Source organism: Leuconostoc fallax, from assembly GCF_004354645.1.
Taxonomy (GTDB): Bacteria; Bacillota; Bacilli; order Lactobacillales; family Lactobacillaceae; genus Leuconostoc_B; species Leuconostoc_B fallax.
Map to the genome: position 1 here is coordinate 178,715 of NZ_PUFI01000005.1, position 14,987 is coordinate 193,701.

The 14,987-nt window shown below is 37.5% G+C and carries 15 protein-coding genes; 9 read left to right on the forward strand and 6 right to left on the reverse strand.

The features are described from left to right. Nucleotides 1-357: a DUF1634 domain-containing protein gene (locus tag C5L23_RS01460; protein WP_010007204.1), complete on the reverse strand. Its 357-nt coding sequence runs from the start codon at nt 355-357 to the stop codon at nt 1-3. An 8-nt stretch (nt 358-365) separates the two neighbouring features. Continuing rightward, nucleotides 366-1,193: a sulfite exporter TauE/SafE family protein gene (locus tag C5L23_RS01465; RefSeq protein ID WP_050792570.1), complete on the reverse strand. Its 828-nt coding sequence runs from the start codon at nt 1,191-1,193 to the stop codon at nt 366-368. A 168-nt stretch (nt 1,194-1,361) separates the two neighbouring features. Between C5L23_RS01465 and C5L23_RS01470 the strand changes: the two genes are divergently transcribed. The 6 genes from C5L23_RS01470 to C5L23_RS01495 all read left to right on the forward strand — a co-directional run bounded on the left by C5L23_RS01470 (nt 1,362) and on the right by C5L23_RS01495 (nt 8,386). After that, nucleotides 1,362-2,015 carry a hypothetical protein gene (locus C5L23_RS01470; RefSeq protein WP_133264186.1) on the forward strand — a complete coding sequence of 218 codons (654 nt, stop codon included), beginning with the start codon at nt 1,362-1,364 and terminating at the stop codon, nt 2,013-2,015. A gap of 27 nt (nt 2,016-2,042) precedes the next feature. Then, nucleotides 2,043-3,128, forward strand: coding sequence for a DNA polymerase IV (gene dinB, locus C5L23_RS01475; RefSeq protein ID WP_010007199.1), 1,086 nt, complete (start codon nt 2,043-2,045; stop codon nt 3,126-3,128). 44 nt (nt 3,129-3,172) lie between these two features. Next, the gene (locus C5L23_RS01480; RefSeq protein ID WP_133264187.1) at nt 3,173-4,126 is read left to right on the forward strand and encodes a DHH family phosphoesterase; all 954 of its coding nucleotides are present in this window, start codon (nt 3,173-3,175) and stop codon (nt 4,124-4,126) included. A 37-nt stretch (nt 4,127-4,163) separates the two neighbouring features. Continuing rightward, nucleotides 4,164-5,510: a DEAD/DEAH box helicase gene (locus tag C5L23_RS01485; protein WP_010007196.1), complete on the forward strand. Its 1,347-nt coding sequence runs from the start codon at nt 4,164-4,166 to the stop codon at nt 5,508-5,510. A gap of 83 nt (nt 5,511-5,593) precedes the next feature. After that, nucleotides 5,594-6,811, forward strand: coding sequence for a DUF2075 domain-containing protein (locus tag C5L23_RS01490; protein WP_010007194.1), 1,218 nt, complete (start codon nt 5,594-5,596; stop codon nt 6,809-6,811). A gap of 393 nt (nt 6,812-7,204) precedes the next feature. After that, nucleotides 7,205-8,386 (forward strand): MFS transporter, encoded by a 1,182-nt coding sequence (locus tag C5L23_RS01495; RefSeq protein WP_010007193.1) that lies wholly within the window; start codon nt 7,205-7,207, stop codon nt 8,384-8,386. Nucleotides 8,387-8,449: 63 nt separating this feature from the next. Here the strand turns inward: C5L23_RS01495 and C5L23_RS01500 are convergent, their stop codons facing one another. Next, a complete protein-coding gene (locus C5L23_RS01500; RefSeq protein WP_010007192.1) occupies nt 8,450-10,159 on the reverse strand; it encodes an ABC transporter permease/substrate binding protein in 1,710 nt (569 codons plus the stop codon). After that, nucleotides 10,152-11,351, reverse strand: a complete 1,200-nt coding sequence (locus C5L23_RS01505) for a quaternary amine ABC transporter ATP-binding protein (RefSeq protein ID WP_010007191.1) — start codon at nt 11,349-11,351, stop codon at nt 10,152-10,154. Before C5L23_RS01505 ends, C5L23_RS01500 begins: the two co-directional genes overlap by 8 nt. Before the next feature lie 136 nt (nt 11,352-11,487). On the opposite strand from C5L23_RS01505, the gene C5L23_RS01510 reads away from it, so the two are divergent. Beyond that, the gene (locus C5L23_RS01510) at nt 11,488-12,108 is read left to right on the forward strand and encodes a GntR family transcriptional regulator (protein ID WP_133264188.1); all 621 of its coding nucleotides are present in this window, start codon (nt 11,488-11,490) and stop codon (nt 12,106-12,108) included. 16 nt (nt 12,109-12,124) lie between these two features. On the opposite strand, the gene C5L23_RS01515 is transcribed toward C5L23_RS01510, so the two are convergent. Next, the gene (locus C5L23_RS01515) at nt 12,125-12,901 is read right to left on the reverse strand and encodes a TIGR01457 family HAD-type hydrolase (protein ID WP_010007189.1); all 777 of its coding nucleotides are present in this window, start codon (nt 12,899-12,901) and stop codon (nt 12,125-12,127) included. A gap of 282 nt (nt 12,902-13,183) precedes the next feature. On the opposite strand from C5L23_RS01515, the gene C5L23_RS01520 reads away from it, so the two are divergent. Next, a complete protein-coding gene (locus C5L23_RS01520) occupies nt 13,184-13,663 on the forward strand; it encodes a hypothetical protein (RefSeq protein ID WP_010007188.1) in 480 nt (159 codons plus the stop codon). Beyond that, a complete protein-coding gene (locus C5L23_RS01525) occupies nt 13,663-14,457 on the forward strand; it encodes a DUF6681 family protein (RefSeq protein ID WP_133264189.1) in 795 nt (264 codons plus the stop codon). Before C5L23_RS01520 ends, C5L23_RS01525 begins: the two co-directional genes overlap by 1 nt. 39 nt (nt 14,458-14,496) lie before the next feature. Here the strand turns inward: C5L23_RS01525 and C5L23_RS01530 are convergent, their stop codons facing one another. Further along, nucleotides 14,497-14,937 (reverse strand): GNAT family N-acetyltransferase, encoded by a 441-nt coding sequence (locus C5L23_RS01530; protein ID WP_010007186.1) that lies wholly within the window; start codon nt 14,935-14,937, stop codon nt 14,497-14,499. Nucleotides 14,938-14,987 lie beyond the last annotated feature (50 nt).

Here is a 14,987-nt window from a genome sequence, read left to right on the forward strand (position 1 = left end):
CTAAATTAATGCGCCAATACTTATAGCAATAATCAAAATAAATAAGACAATACTTGTGATAATGACATATTGCCAATCTTTAATTCTTGCAAATGAAATGATAGACGCGATAACACGTAAGATGGGTGTTAGAATTAATAAAAATAATCCAAGCATCATCAAAGCGCCTGGCTTTAGACGTAAGGAACTAAGAACTATTGTACCAAAATTAGTGGGCCATGTATTGTATTTAAAACCAGTATGAGCGCCAGATAATAAATAAAGACTAAAACCAAGTATCATAACAATTACTGATAAAAGCACACCAATACGTAAAATAATACCGATTTCACGTTCTAAATCTTTTCTTTCTTCCATGATTAGCCTCAATATAACGTAATGTTAAATGCTTTTAATAGGAGTTGCAGACCAGCAATACCCACAACTGGTATAAAGAGTTGGCGTAGTCTTTTAGCAGGAATGTGTGGCATCAGACGCGCCCCAATCGTCGCACCCAATAATATACCTAAAGCAATGGGAACAGCGATATTGGCTTTTATTGTACCATTAAAAAAGTAGACTAAAGCACTTGTCGCGGCGGTAACACCCATCATTAGATTTGATGTCGCACTTGATGGTTTTAGAGGCATTTTCATGACGGTATCCATTGCAAAAACTTTGAACATGCCGCTACCGATACCCAGTAATCCAGAAGCAATACCTGCCCAGATCATAGCTAATGCGCCACCAGCAACATTCTCAACTTTATAGTCAATCTGTTGGTGGGTTGACTTGTCAAAATAAGAACTATTAAGTTGCATTTTCTGGGCAAAATGATCTTCTTTGGTAGAAGGTGCATCAACTTTTTTACTATGTAATTTTCGCCACATCCGATAGGCTTGGTACACAAGTAAGATACCGAATAAGAAGTTTAACCAAATAGCTTTGAAAAAGATAGCAAGTAGAGCGCCAGCTAATGCGCCAATCGTTGTGAAAATTTCCAAGAACATAGCCATCCTCAAATTGAGCATATCGTCTTTAAGATAAGCAATTGAAGCACCAGAACTAGTGGCAATGACAGCAATAATACTTGCACCAATCGCATAGTGAATCGGTAAATTAAACCCAATGACTAAAATGGGCGTAACAATGATGCCACCACCTAAGCCCAATAAGGCGCCTAAAATACCTGAAAAAATGCCAACAACTAACATTAGAATAATTGATATAATTAAAGCCAAGATTAAAACCCACTGTTTCAATATTTTTTTGTTAAGAACTACTGCTTATAATGCTACAATTATGGTTATAAAGACGCAATTATATTTAAAAAAAATTAATATTACAATGTCTTTGGGTTATTAAAGAGGTGAAGCGTTATTGTGTTAGTTTCAAAAGATAGAACCAGAAAAGTATTGATCCCGATTTTTTTTGGCCTTTTCTTAGTATTGGCTTTAATTGTACGTCTCGGGAGCCATATGATGTTGCTACTTGATGATTTATCAAGTGTTGTGACACAGGAGTATACACCACGGATTTTAATGCTTTTTAGTACCATAGGTGGCTTATTAGCACATTATCCAGTTGCTATTATTATGACGTTACTAGTGGCAAGCTTTTTATATCTCGTGCGTTTTCAGGTGGCGGCAATGTGGTTCTTGCTTATGCAAGGTTTGTTGTTACCAATTGTCATGCTATTAACTGTTATCATTAATGTCCATTGGGATAATGGGTTACAGATTGGTGATACGATACCTAATCTGTTGGTGACGTGGTGGTTTGAAATATTTAGTGTGTTTTTCACACTGATTTTTCCAAAAATGGTGCGGTCACAATCAGCGCAATACATTGTGATGGGTGTGATGTTCTTGATTTGGATTGGTATTTTATTAGCACAATTACAACGAGGAATTGCACTTTCGACTTTAATTGGGGCGATGTTATTTGGTTATTTTTGGTGGCAACTATCACAACAACTTTATTTAAAACTGGCCAAAAAAGGACAAATTATTTTTTCCTTAGGTGGTCGTTTATAATATTTTGTTATGTAAGTAGGAGTAATGATGGCAGACTTCTTACGGACTGTTGATCGTCGTAAAATATTGCATGTTGACCTAGATGCCTTCTATGCACAAATTGAAATGCGCGATCATCCACAATTGAGACATAAAGCGCTAATTATTTCGCGAGATCCAGCACAATCGGGTGGACGAGGTGTTGTTGCAACTGCTAACTATTTAGCACGCCGTCTTGGTGTTCATTCTGCTATGAGTGCAGCTGAGGCTAAACGTTTAGCGCCAGATGCTATTTTTTGGCCGGCAGATTTTACTAAATATAAAGCGGTATCTCAACAGATTCATGATATTTTTTACCAATTCACACCAAAAGTGGAACCAGTTGCCTTTGATGAAGCTTACTTGGATATCAGTCACTATGCGACTAGTGGCGCGACAATTGCTGCTCAAATTAGGCATGAAATTCTGAAAACCACGCATCTGACAAGTTCAGTTGGTGTGTCGCATAATAAATTACTTGCGAAATTGGGTTCTAACTATAATAAACCAAATGGCGTAACCGTTATTAACCATAGCAATATGTTAGAATTTATTGATGCACTGCCCATTGATAAATTTCGCGGTGTCGGTCAAAAAACCAAGGAAAAATTAATCCAGTTAGACATTCATGATGGTCGTCAACTACGACAACTATCACAAGAAATGTTACGTGCACAATTTGGTAAATTTGGAGAACACCTATATTTACAGGCACGTGGTATGAATTTTAGTGAGGTGAAATGGCAGCGCCAGCGCCAATCTGTAGGAAAAGAAACAACATTCGACCGTTTTTTACATACAGAGGCTCAAGTACAAAACGCTTTTGGTCAATTAGCAGATAAAATGATTATCAGTTTACGACAGCAAAAGGTTGTTGGTCGCACCTTGAATATTAAGATTCGTGATGCTGACTTTAATACATTAACGCGATCTTTAACGCACCATGAGCCTTGGGTATTAGATCAGCAAGTATTAGTCAGAGAGGCATTGAATATTTTCGATAAAAACCTATCAATGCCATTTTCAATCCGTTTATTAGGCATATCTATGAGTAATTTACGATCCAGTACATTTGAGGAAGTTAGCTTATTTTAAATGCTATAATGGAAGCTAACCATATTGAAGTAGAAAGTTAATTTATGACCATTCAAGAAGAAATTTTAGAACAAATTAAGCGTTACGATACGATTATTATTCATCGCCATCAACGCCCTGATCCAGATGCTTTTGGTTCACAATTGGGGTTGAAGGCATTGTTACAAGCCAGTTTTCCTGAAAAAAAGATTTACGCTGTGGGTAAGGCCGTGCCAGGGTTGTCTTGGATTAGCGAATCAGAGACATTTATGGATGCTGTGCCTAATGGTGCCTATCATAAGGCGTTAGTTATTGTAACCGATACGGCGAATGCGCCACGTGTTGATGACCAGCGTTGGCCTGAAGGACAAGCAGTTATCAAAATTGATCATCACCCAAATGATGATCCTTTTGGTGATTGGCAATGGGTCCAAGAAGGTCAATCGGCGACTAGTACTATGATTTATGAATTTTATGAAGCGCTTCGCCCTCAGTTAACTATGACAGCAGAAGCAGCTCGACTATTGTATATTGGTATTATTGGTGATACTGGCCGATTTATGTATAGTAATGATTCCGAGACGTTTAGAGTTGTTTCTGAATTGTTTAAGTATGATTTTGATTATGCCAAAATTCATTATAATATGACAACAATATCAGAAAACGCGGCTAAATTATCAGGATATATTTTACAAAATGTTACTATTTTGCCTTCAGGTTTTGCTTATGTGATTCTTACACGTGAACTCATTAAGCAATTTAATCTTGGTGAAGCGGGCACATCATTTGCTGTTTCTTTACCTTCAAAAATTGATACAGTTAAAGCTTGGGCAATTTTTGAAGAACAAGATGAAGGTAATTATCGCGTAAGATTACGCTCTCGTTCAATTGTCATTAATAAAATTGCAAATCGCTTTGAAGGCGGTGGACATCCAATGGCGTCTGGTGCTTGGGCACAAAGTCGTGAAGACATTGAACGTTTAATTCAAGCTGTGGAAACAGCATTACTAAAGGCATGAATCAAATAATAAGAATCACAATAGACTGAGGAAATTTATGGCAAATCAATTTGGACAATTTAATTTAAAACCTGATCTCATTTCAGGTTTGACAGCAATTGGCTTTACACAACCAACACCAGTACAGTTAAAATTAATTCCGGATATATTAAAAGGGCGTGATGTTGTCGGGCAATCTCAAACTGGATCAGGTAAAACACATACTTTCTTAATTCCGATTTTTAATCGTATCGTGTTTGATGCAAATGAAGTACAAGCAGTTATCACAACACCATCAAGAGAGTTAGCTGACCAAATTACGCGTGCTGCTAAAGCATTAGCAGAGCAACTTGATGAAGATATACGTATTGCAGATTATGTTGGCGGTACTGATAAGGCCCGTCAGATTAAGCAATTAGGTAATCAGCAACCACAAATCGTTATTGGAACGCCTGGACGAATTAAAGATTTGGTCGATTCGCAGGCGCTTAAGTTACATCATGTTAGAACATTGGTTGTGGATGAAGCAGATATGACGTTGGATATGGGCTTCCTTAACGAGGTTGATGCCATTGCTTCTGCCATGCCTGATGATTTACAGACATTAGTATTTAGTGCTACTATGCCTGAAAAGCTCAAGCCATTTTTAAAGAAGTATATGGATAATCCACGCTTTGAAGCTATTCCTGTGGATACAGTGATTGCCGACACTATTGATAACTGGTTGATTCCAACAAAATCGGCGGATAAAGATGATATTATCTATAAGTTATTAACAATTGGACATCCTTATTTGGCTTTGATTTTTACAAATACAAAAGAGCGCGCGAAGGCATTAACCCGAAATCTACGCGGTCGTGGGCTTAAGGTTGCTGAAGTTCATGGGGACATTGCGCCACGTGAACGTCGTCGTACTATGAAGCAAGTACAGAATTTGGAATTCCAATACGTTGTGGCCACGGACTTAGCTGCACGAGGCATTGATATTGAAGGTGTTTCTCATGTGATTAACGATGACATTCCTTCCGAGCTAGAGTTCTTTGTACATCGTGTTGGTCGAACAGGTCGTAATAATTTATCGGGACTGGCTATTACATTGTACGGTCCTGATGAAGAAGACGAAGTTGTGGAACTGGAGAATTTGGGTATTCAATTCAAGCCTAAGCAAATTCGTGGGGATGAGATTGTTGACATCAAAGACCGAAAGGCACGAACACAACGTGTTGCAACAACAAAAAAGTTAGACCCAACAATGGTTGGCATGGTAAAAAAGAAAAAGAAAAATGTTAAGCCAGGCTATAAGCGTCGTATCAAAAATGCCATTCAACGCAAAAACCAAATGGATCGTCGTATTGCCCAACGTGAAGAACGTCGTGCAACGCGTAAAGCTAATAAAAATAAATAAGTCATTTAAAAGTATAATTTAAATTGAAACGTTGATACGTATCCTTTGAATTATGCTTTTTTATGTGCGGTATACTAAGAATTATGACAAGAAAAGATTTAACGCTAAAAAAATTTAATGTTGATCAACTCACTGATCAGCAAAGTACCCAATTAGACCAAATTGAAACGTTTATCAACCATCATTTACAAGACACTCAATCAACACATGCGGTAGGTGTTATATCAGGTGAAGCAGGTACAGGAAAAAGTGTGATATTAACTAAATTATTTCAAAAAATACAACAAGGTCGTCAAGATACAACGAGCCCGTATTTTCGAACCAATAATGTTTTTACAGTTAATCATCCAGAACTGCTAAAAGTTTATCAAGAATTGGCAGCAACATTGCCAGCATTACGGAAAAAAGATTATGTTCGGCCAACCTCATTAATTAACCAAGCACATAAACAACGGCAAAAATATGATGTTGTTGTGATTGATGAGGGCCATTTGTTATTATCAAAACCAGAACCATATATTAAGTTTACACAACAGAATCAATTAGATGAAATTATAAAATTAGCTAAAGTTGTTATTGTGGTTTTTGATTTTAAGCAAGTTATGCAGACCAAGATGTATTGGGATCAACACCTTTTAAATCAAATATTAGCACCATACCACACACGATATTTTAACTTGACGATGCAATATCGTATGCAGGCGCCGGCAAGTGTTATGAATTGGGTAAATGCATTGAGTGACGGTAACATATTGCCATTACCGTCAGAAACTGGTCGTTATGACTTGCGTATTTATCGTCGTGCGATAGATATGTATCAGCAAATCCAAGATTGTGATAAGCGAGTGGGCTTATCCAGAATTGTGGCGACAACAGGGTTTGTACGCAAAAATCAAAATGAACACCATGTGTATATGGATGACTTTGATTTACCTTGGGATGAGTATGATATTCAGCCAACACCATGGGCACAAAGGCCCGCATCAATTCATGAAGTGGGCTCCATTTATACGGTTCAAGGTTTTGACTTGAATTACGTTGGCGTGATACTCGGACCACCTTTTGAATACGATGCACAGCATGATTGTATGATTGTTAATCCAAATAAAGTGACGCACACTGAAATATACAAAAAGCGTCCCGATTTAACGCATCCGGAAAAAATTGCGTGGGTTAAACAACGACTGATGTTCAATGTTATCGATGTTTTATTAAAACGTGGTATATATGGGCTATACATTACAGCAGCTGATGAAAAACTCAGGCAACGTTTATTACTGGCACAAGATAAAAAACAATGAAGTTATTTGTAACTGTATCAAATGAATAGATAAATAATTTCACAAGCAAAAGCCTAACAGAAACTTATTTCATATAGGAAATTTCTAATGCATGTTGTGGTCTCCTTGCAACAAAAATAACAAAAATGATAAAAAAATTATTTTTTTATTGTAACTTTTACTTTATTATTTGTGAAAAAGTGGTATCTTTATAAAGGTGTTTACTGAAAAATAAAAATGTTTCAGTGAAAATTTGTAGAAAGTACCTTGAGGAATGATTGTGGTCATGGATAATGATGTTACTGTGTTAAGACACGATAACTTAGTCGTATGCAATAAATTATGCCCGACCTAACGCTTTATAGTTAGTGTATTGTGTCGGTAAAAAATAATTATTGGATTGAGATTGGAAGTATGGAAGAAAAATTATTTAATAAGGGCTTTATTAGCATTACGATTATCAACTTTATTGTCTACCTTGTGTATTACTTATTGATGGTTATCATAGCAGTTATTGCACATGACCAGTTAAACGCATCATTTGCAGAAGCCGGATTTGCTTCTGGTATTTATATTATTGGTACGCTGTTAGCCCGTCTCATTATGGGAAAACAATTAGAGTTATGGGGACGGAAGTTCGTTGTTCGTGCAGGTGCAATTTTCTATCTAGTGACGACAATTGCGTACTTGTTTATTCCTTCAATATCTGTGATGTATCTCATCAGATTACTTAACGGATTTGCTTACGGTATGACTTCAACTGCTGCAAATGCAATTGTGACAGCTTATATTCCCGAACGTAAAAAGGGTGAGGGAATTAATTATTATGGCTTAAGTACAAGTTTGGCTGCTGCAATTGGACCGTTCATTGGTTTGATTTTGTTAAGCACAACTAACTTTGATTTTATTGTTATTTTCTCATCAATTTTAATTCTGTTATCTACAATTGCTATATTTAGTATCAAAATCACTAATATCAAGTTAACAGATGAACACAAAGAAAGCTTGAAAAAGTGGACTTTTAGTAGTTTTGTTGAATCAAAAGCATTGTTTATTGCTGCAATCGGTTTCTTAATGGGACTTTCTTACTCAAGCGTGCTATCATTCCTTTCTTCATATGCCGAAGAAATCAATTTGGTTAGCATCAGCTCATTCTTCTTCGTTGTGTACGCATTAGTGGTAACATTAACACGACCAATGTCTGGTAGAATCTTTGATTTAAAGGGTGAAAATTATGTCATGTATCCAAGTTACATTTTCTTGGCACTTGGATTACTTGTCTTGGCAGCTACGACTGATGGTATAGTGTTGTTAGTGGCTGGTGCATTTATTGGTTTGGGTTATGGTACATTTATGTCTAATGGACAGGCCATTGTTTTGAAGTTAGTGGCAAGCCACCGTATTGGTATTGCATTATCCACATACTTTATTGGTCTAGATTTAGGCTTAGGGGTTGGTCCTTACGTTTTGGGTGATTTACATGCGATATTAGGTTTCCGTCAACTATATATCGTCTGCGCAATTATTCCAGTTATCTGTGCAATACTTTATGCGTTATTCTATCGACCAAAATATGTCGATACAAAAGTAATGTAATATTATGAGCATATAAAAAACTACCTTAATGATTAAGGTAGTTTTTTTATTGCAATCATTTAATTATTTGAACCAGCTATCAACTTCGGATTTATGTTGGCTTATCCAATTTTTAGCAGCTTGTTCGGGTGACTTACCGTTTTGAACATCTAACATAACAGATTGCATATCTTGAGAAGTCCAATGGAAATTATTGAAAATCTTATAGACGTCCGGCTTATCTTGCTTAAGATCTTTACGAACGATTGTTTCAATGTTTTCAGTTTTACCCATTGATTGTTTTGGATCTTCTAAGTACTTTAACTTATATTTACTAAACAACCAGTGTGGGGACCAACCAGTAATGACAATATCTTGATGATTCTTATAGGCACGCTCTAAGGCAATAGCCATTGCACCAGAAGAAGAAGAAGTTAATTTCCAATCTGATAAATTACTATAGTCTTTCATAGCCTTATTTGTAGATGTCATAATACCGGCACCAGGTTCAATACCGGTAATTGTTTTGTTAGCTTGATTAGATAAATCGGCGATTGAATTAACGTCCATATAGTCAGGCACGACAAGGCCGGTTTTAACACCCTTAAGGTTAGGGCCAAGATTTGTGACATCATTTTTGTATTTTTGGGCTAATGCTTTATGAGTATTAGGTAACCAAGCAGAGATTGAAGCATCTGCTTGACCACTGGCGACTGATTGCCATACAACAGCATTGTCCAGCGGCGTCATGTTAACTTTATAGCCATGCTGGCGCATTGCCTCTGCTAAGACATTGTTAGAAGCAACTTCTGAATCCCATTCAACATAAACAAGGTTAACCTGTTTACCAGTACTTTGATTTGACATTAAGTGATTGACAACACCACTACCGATCATGACAATGGCCGTAGCTAAAACTAACCATTTCTTGATCGGTGACCTGCTATCAGACTGTTGCCGTGAATTGCTACTGAGTTTTTGAGTGAAGCGGTCAATAATAATGGCCAAAATAACCAAGCCCAGACCATTGACGAAACCTGAACCAACGTCAGCATGCTGAACAGCTGCCAAAACACCACGACCAAGTCCAGGCGCACCAATCATTGAGGCAGTCACAACCATGGATAACGCTAGCATAATAGTTTGATTAGCACCTGCAAGAATTGTATTCTTAGCAGTTGGTAATTCTAATTTAATTAATTTTTGCCACGGTGTGCTACCAAATGAATCAGCGGCTTCGACTAAATCAGTTGGTACTTGTCGAATACCTAAATTAGTCATGCGTACCATTGGCGGTAGGGCGAAGATAATTGAGGCAAAAACACCTGGTACGACGCCAATACCGAAGAATGCAACGGCTGGTATCAAATAGACGAAACCAGGCATTGTCTGCATGAAATCTAGTATTGGTTGAATAATGGCACGTGCACGGTCAGATTTAGCGGCTAAAATACCTAGTGGTACACCGATAATCAGTGAAATCACACTGGCCATAACAACTAAAGTTAACGTGTTCATTAGGTCTTCCCACAAACCTTGGTTAGCGACTAGAACTAAGCCAAAGAAAGCAAAGATAGGAAAGCCAAATTTCTTGTTTGCAGTAAGGACAGCGATTAATGTTATACCAATAATCATGATTGGTATTGGTATTGCAGTTAAACCGGTTGTCAAGCCATCCATAACCGTTTGGCCAGCATGCTGAATAGCTGAAAAGAAACCGTTTAAATTATCTGTTAACCAATCAACACCGTCTTTGACCCAAGGTCCCAATGGTATTTTAGGAATATTAAACATCGATCGTCTCCTCCTCGTCTGATGTACTATCTGCCAATGCTTCTAACACACGGCCTCGAATAATAACACCAATTAATTTGTCATTTTTAGTAACAGCTAATGGGGTAGGAGAATCGTAAATCAAAGGCATTAGGTCCATGATAACTGTATCATGACTCACTGACGGCATTTTATCCAAAACATCCTTCAATGGTACCTTCTCGCGACGTGCTTCAATAGCGCTATCCGAAGATAAATAACCATGTAAATGACGATGACGATCAACAGCAACTAACCCACTAACTTCTTCTGCCATCATTTTTCGTAGGGCGACAGTAGGACCATCGACCTCTATATTTGCTGTTAATGCTGGAATCATAATGTTTTCAGCTGTCAGCACTTTAGAACGATCAACATCTTCAACGAAAGAGCGGACATATTCATTAGCTGGTTGTGTCAAGATTTCTTCACCAGTACCAACTTGCATGAGTTGACCATCTTTCATGATGGCAATGCGATCACCGATACGAAGCGCTTCATTTAAATCATGACTAATGAAGATAATCGTTTTTTGAACACTGGCTTGTAAATCAAGCAATTCATCTTGCATTTCACGACGCACCAATGGATCCAAAGCAGAGAAAGCCTCATCCATTAATAAAATCTCGGGGTCGTTTGTTAAAGCTCTTGCTAAGCCGACACGTTGTTGCATACCACCTGATAATTGGTCAGGGTACTGGTCTTTAAAGTCCAATAGTTTAGCGTTAGCTAAGGCCTTTTCAGCACGTTCACGACGTTCTTTAACGGGAACACCTTGCACTTCTAGACCATATTCTGTGTTTTCTAAAATAGTACGATGTGGAAATAGTCCAAAATTTTGGAACACCATGCTCATTGTTTTACGTCTAACTTCAATCATTTCTTTCTTATTGAGCTTTGCGATGTCAGAACCATCAATCATCATGGTACCTGAGGTAGGCTCAATTAGTCGATTAAGTAGCCGAATTAATGTCGATTTTCCAGATCCGGATAATCCCATAATAACGAAAATTTCACCTTCGTTAATAGACATATTGATATCGTAAACACCGACGGTACTGCCGGTACGTTCTAAGATTTCATTCTTAGAGACGCGTTGTTTAACAAGTTCTAGTGCGGGTTTAATTCGTTTGCCAAATATTTTTGTTAAGTGTTTTATTTCTACTTTAGGCATACATCCTCCAAATTACTCTACTTTATCCTTTTTGTAAAAGATAAAGTGACCACTTAAAATTTTACACAAGTTGTCACTTTGTGTCAAATTTATAGAATTGATTGTAAATAGACAAGAGATATGGTATGAATTAATTATGAAAAAAATCAGACAACCACGATATCGGCAAATTGCATATTTGATTGCTGAACAAATTATCAATCGTCAAATTGACGTTGGTACAAAATTACATGCACGCTCTACATTAGCAACGACGTATGGTGTGTCTTCTGAAACGGCGCGCAAAGCGATTAGTATTCTTGCTGATTTGGGTATTGTTAGCACACAACAGGGTAGTGGTGTAACCATTACATCAAGAGATAAAGCCAAAGCATTTATCAGCCAGATGCAGCAATCATCAGATTTGAAGCAATTACAAGATGATGTACATACAAGTATTGAAAACCAAAAACAAGAATTAACACATCTTTCCAATATTCTCGTTAAATTAACGGAAAGAACAGAACAAATGCAACGGCATAATCCGTTGACACCTTATGAATTAGAAATGTCGGAAGTATCACCTCAATTAGGACAATCTATTGGGGATATGAATTTCTGGCAAAAGACGGGTGCCACTTTGGTTGCTATTATGCATGAAGGTGAGTTAGTCATCTCACCTGGTCCTTATTCTGTTATTGAACTGCACGATATTATTTATTTTGTGGGTTCTGAGACGAGTGTACAGTCTGTTCGTGGCTTTTTTTATGATGTGTAAAATAAAAAGCGGAAAATCAAATTTTCCACTCGTCTAATGTTGTGACAGTATATGTTGGCTTTGTTGAAACTTTTGCAATTTCTTCCGGCGTTGATACGCCTGAATAAACTAATAAAGTATCGATATGTGCATTAATACCAGCTAGAATATCTGTGTTGTAGTTATCACCAACCATAAGTGCTTCACTAGGTGCGACATTAGCAAGAGCCAATGCGCCAGTCATGATGGGAAGTTCTGGCTTAGCAATAACAACAGGGTGTGTTGCAGTAGCTGTTTCAATGGCGGCGATCAAAGAACCAGCACCAGGCAACATACCACGTTCATTCGGTAAATTCGTATCGCGATTAGTTGCAATAAATTGGGCACCGTTTTGAATGGCTAAAGTAGCTGTTGTTAATTTTTCATAAGTGAATTGGCGGTCTAATCCAGCGACAACAAAATCAGCCTGTTCGTCATTGACAAGTTCAAAACCTCTACTTGTCAGTGCTTCACCTAGTCCTGCCTCACCGACCATAAAGACGCGCTTTTGGTTTGGCTCGGCATGACTTTTAAGATAATCAGCAGTGGCTAAAGCGCTCGTATAAACTTGGTCTGCAGTGGTCGGAATATCATGATTTTCGGAGAGATTTTTAGCCACATCAGCAGTTGTTAAAGTTGAATTATTCGTGACAAATAAATAATGCGCATTGGATTCTTTTAAACGTTCAATAAAGCGTTTACCACTGGGTAAGCGTTTCTGACCGTGATAAATCGTCCCATCTAGATCAATTAAATAAGTTTTATATGCTGTCATGATAGTGATACCGTCCTTTTTATTTTCGTTTAATTTACACCTATTATAGTATAACCATCAACAAAAGTTGATACAAAAACGAATCAACGGACTTCTCTCTCTCCAATCTCAATCTCCCAAAAAATAAAAATCTCCCAAAAATATTTTATAAACTGGTCCGCCCGCAATTATTTGCGGGTTTTCGTTTGTATTTTATCTCTGTTTAACCCAGAAATGCGTATAATAGTAACTACACTAAAATAGAAATTGCAATTTTGAGAAGTAATTTATAAGGAAACGAATATGGCTTATCGAACACCCCCATTTTTAACACCATCAGCTATTGTGTCATTAGTTGTCGCAATTAGTGCTGCCAATTTAGCAGTTAACGTGGCAACTGGCACGTCTGAGGGTGGTACTGTCCAATCGCAGACAACGGTTCAAAGAAGTAGCAGTACATTATCATCAGGTGAATCACAATCTGATAATTCAAAAAGTAGCAGTTCAACCGATGATGATGAGACGTCAAGTAGTGAAAGTGATGCATCACAAGACAAGTCTTCTTCGCAAAGTAGTGCTACTTCCGACAGCACATCATCAGCTAGCAACTCGACGCAATCCTCATCAGCTAATAGTGAACAATCGGCCGCGGATAGTAGTTCTGTTCAAAATCGTTCAGCAAGTGATACGCAAAGTTCTAGTGTTCAATCTTCAAGTTCAGTGCAATCGAGTTCTACAGTTAACAACAATCAAAATGCTGCTAATGCTCAAGGAGACCAGTAATGCTAACAATTTTAGACTTAGTTAATCATTATTTGGGATATTTCACAACTGCTAGTAAAACGCGAGGGCGTATTTATACAATCGTTGGTGCAGGTGGTATATGGTATTTACTTTATCTTGCTTGGCGATTTTACGATAATGGGCGTTGGTTACGTGGAACGTTGCTACTTGGCTTATTTATTGGTTTATTATATTTTGTAATATTAAATATTTTATATTACTTTACGAATAAGCGAACAAAGTGGGATATTTCACCGCATGTGGAAAAACTGCTTGGTGGACCACACGAAGAAAAAGTAGAAAAAAAGCGAGCAGTTATTATGCCGATTCATGGCTTATATCAGCGCGATCATGTGATGGAAGCATCGGTAGAGATAAATGATATTCATCAAAGAAATATTGATATGTTAGCCCAATCCTTACAGGAGAGTGGTGTATTGCATCAAGATTTTGGTGAACTTGATGAAACGGCACAACGTGCAATTATTGCGCAAGAAGGTGCTATTAGTGCCAATTATCCCGGAACATTAGTACCTTATTTTACTATTGAAAAGATAGCAAGTGATACCGTTATAATGGCTGGGGTCAATCAATTACGTGCAATGCCAGTTGGTTATGTCCGTAAAATTGGTTTGACGGATGTTGAAACTGTAGCCGCTCAGTATAATTTAGCTGCAGCTACGGTCCTCATTTTAGGCGGTCCAAGTCATGTTAATGGTCGACGAGAGCTCCAGACCGTGACGTTGCCATATCGATTACATGTTGAAATTGCATATGATGACAAAAAAGGATAGTTGCTTAAAATAAAAATACGTTGCTACGGCAGCGTATTTTTATCTGTTTAAGAGCTTAATCATTTCGATATGTGGTACATTGGCATCTAAAAATATATCACCATGACTGTTGAAGCCAAGTTGCTCATAGAAATGACGCGCCTGAAGCTGCGCACCTAAAGTTAATGTATGAATGTTAAACTGTGGCGCTAATGCTTCGATTTCATCAAAGAGTAAGCGACCGATACCTTGATGACGCATGCTAGCTAGTGTTGCAACACGTTGGATATGCCATGTACCTAATTGTTCTTCATGTAGACGTGCAGTAGCGACGGCTTGGGTATTCGTATAGGCAACGATGTGAATTGTAGTACTATCTAAATGGTCGTATTCATCTTGTGCACTAAAGCCTTGTTCCTCAACAAAGACTGCTTGGCGAATCATACGGGCATCTTGTTGAATTTCACCTAATCCATAGGCATGTTTAATTTTAATTGTCATGTCTATATTTTAACAAAGTTTTATTATTATTTTGAATGATATTGGTATAA

Bases quoted from the DNA above. Each gene is read 5' to 3' on its own strand.
- C5L23_RS01460 (WP_010007204.1), bottom strand. From the start codon at position 357: ATGGAAGAAAGAAAAGATTTAGAACGTGAAATCGGTATTATTTTACGT.
- C5L23_RS01465 (WP_050792570.1), bottom strand. From the start codon at position 1,193: ATGTTAGTTGTTGGCATTTTTTCAGGTATTTTAGGCGCCTTATTGGGC.
- dinB (WP_010007199.1), top strand. From the start codon at position 2,043: ATGGCAGACTTCTTACGGACTGTTGATCGTCGTAAAATATTGCATGTT.
- C5L23_RS01480 (WP_133264187.1), top strand. From the start codon at position 3,173: ATGACCATTCAAGAAGAAATTTTAGAACAAATTAAGCGTTACGATACG.
- C5L23_RS01485 (WP_010007196.1), top strand. From the start codon at position 4,164: ATGGCAAATCAATTTGGACAATTTAATTTAAAACCTGATCTCATTTCA.
- C5L23_RS01490 (WP_010007194.1), top strand. From the start codon at position 5,594: ATGACAAGAAAAGATTTAACGCTAAAAAAATTTAATGTTGATCAACTC.
- C5L23_RS01495 (WP_010007193.1), top strand. From the start codon at position 7,205: ATGGAAGAAAAATTATTTAATAAGGGCTTTATTAGCATTACGATTATC.
- C5L23_RS01500 (WP_010007192.1), bottom strand. From the start codon at position 10,159: ATGTTTAATATTCCTAAAATACCATTGGGACCTTGGGTCAAAGACGGT.
- C5L23_RS01505 (WP_010007191.1), bottom strand. From the start codon at position 11,351: ATGCCTAAAGTAGAAATAAAACACTTAACAAAAATATTTGGCAAACGA.
- C5L23_RS01510 (WP_133264188.1), top strand. From the start codon at position 11,488: ATGAAAAAAATCAGACAACCACGATATCGGCAAATTGCATATTTGATT.
- C5L23_RS01515 (WP_010007189.1), bottom strand. From the start codon at position 12,901: ATGACAGCATATAAAACTTATTTAATTGATCTAGATGGGACGATTTAT.
- C5L23_RS01520 (WP_010007188.1), top strand. From the start codon at position 13,184: ATGGCTTATCGAACACCCCCATTTTTAACACCATCAGCTATTGTGTCA.
- C5L23_RS01525 (WP_133264189.1), top strand. From the start codon at position 13,663: ATGCTAACAATTTTAGACTTAGTTAATCATTATTTGGGATATTTCACA.
- C5L23_RS01530 (WP_010007186.1), bottom strand. From the start codon at position 14,937: ATGACAATTAAAATTAAACATGCCTATGGATTAGGTGAAATTCAACAA.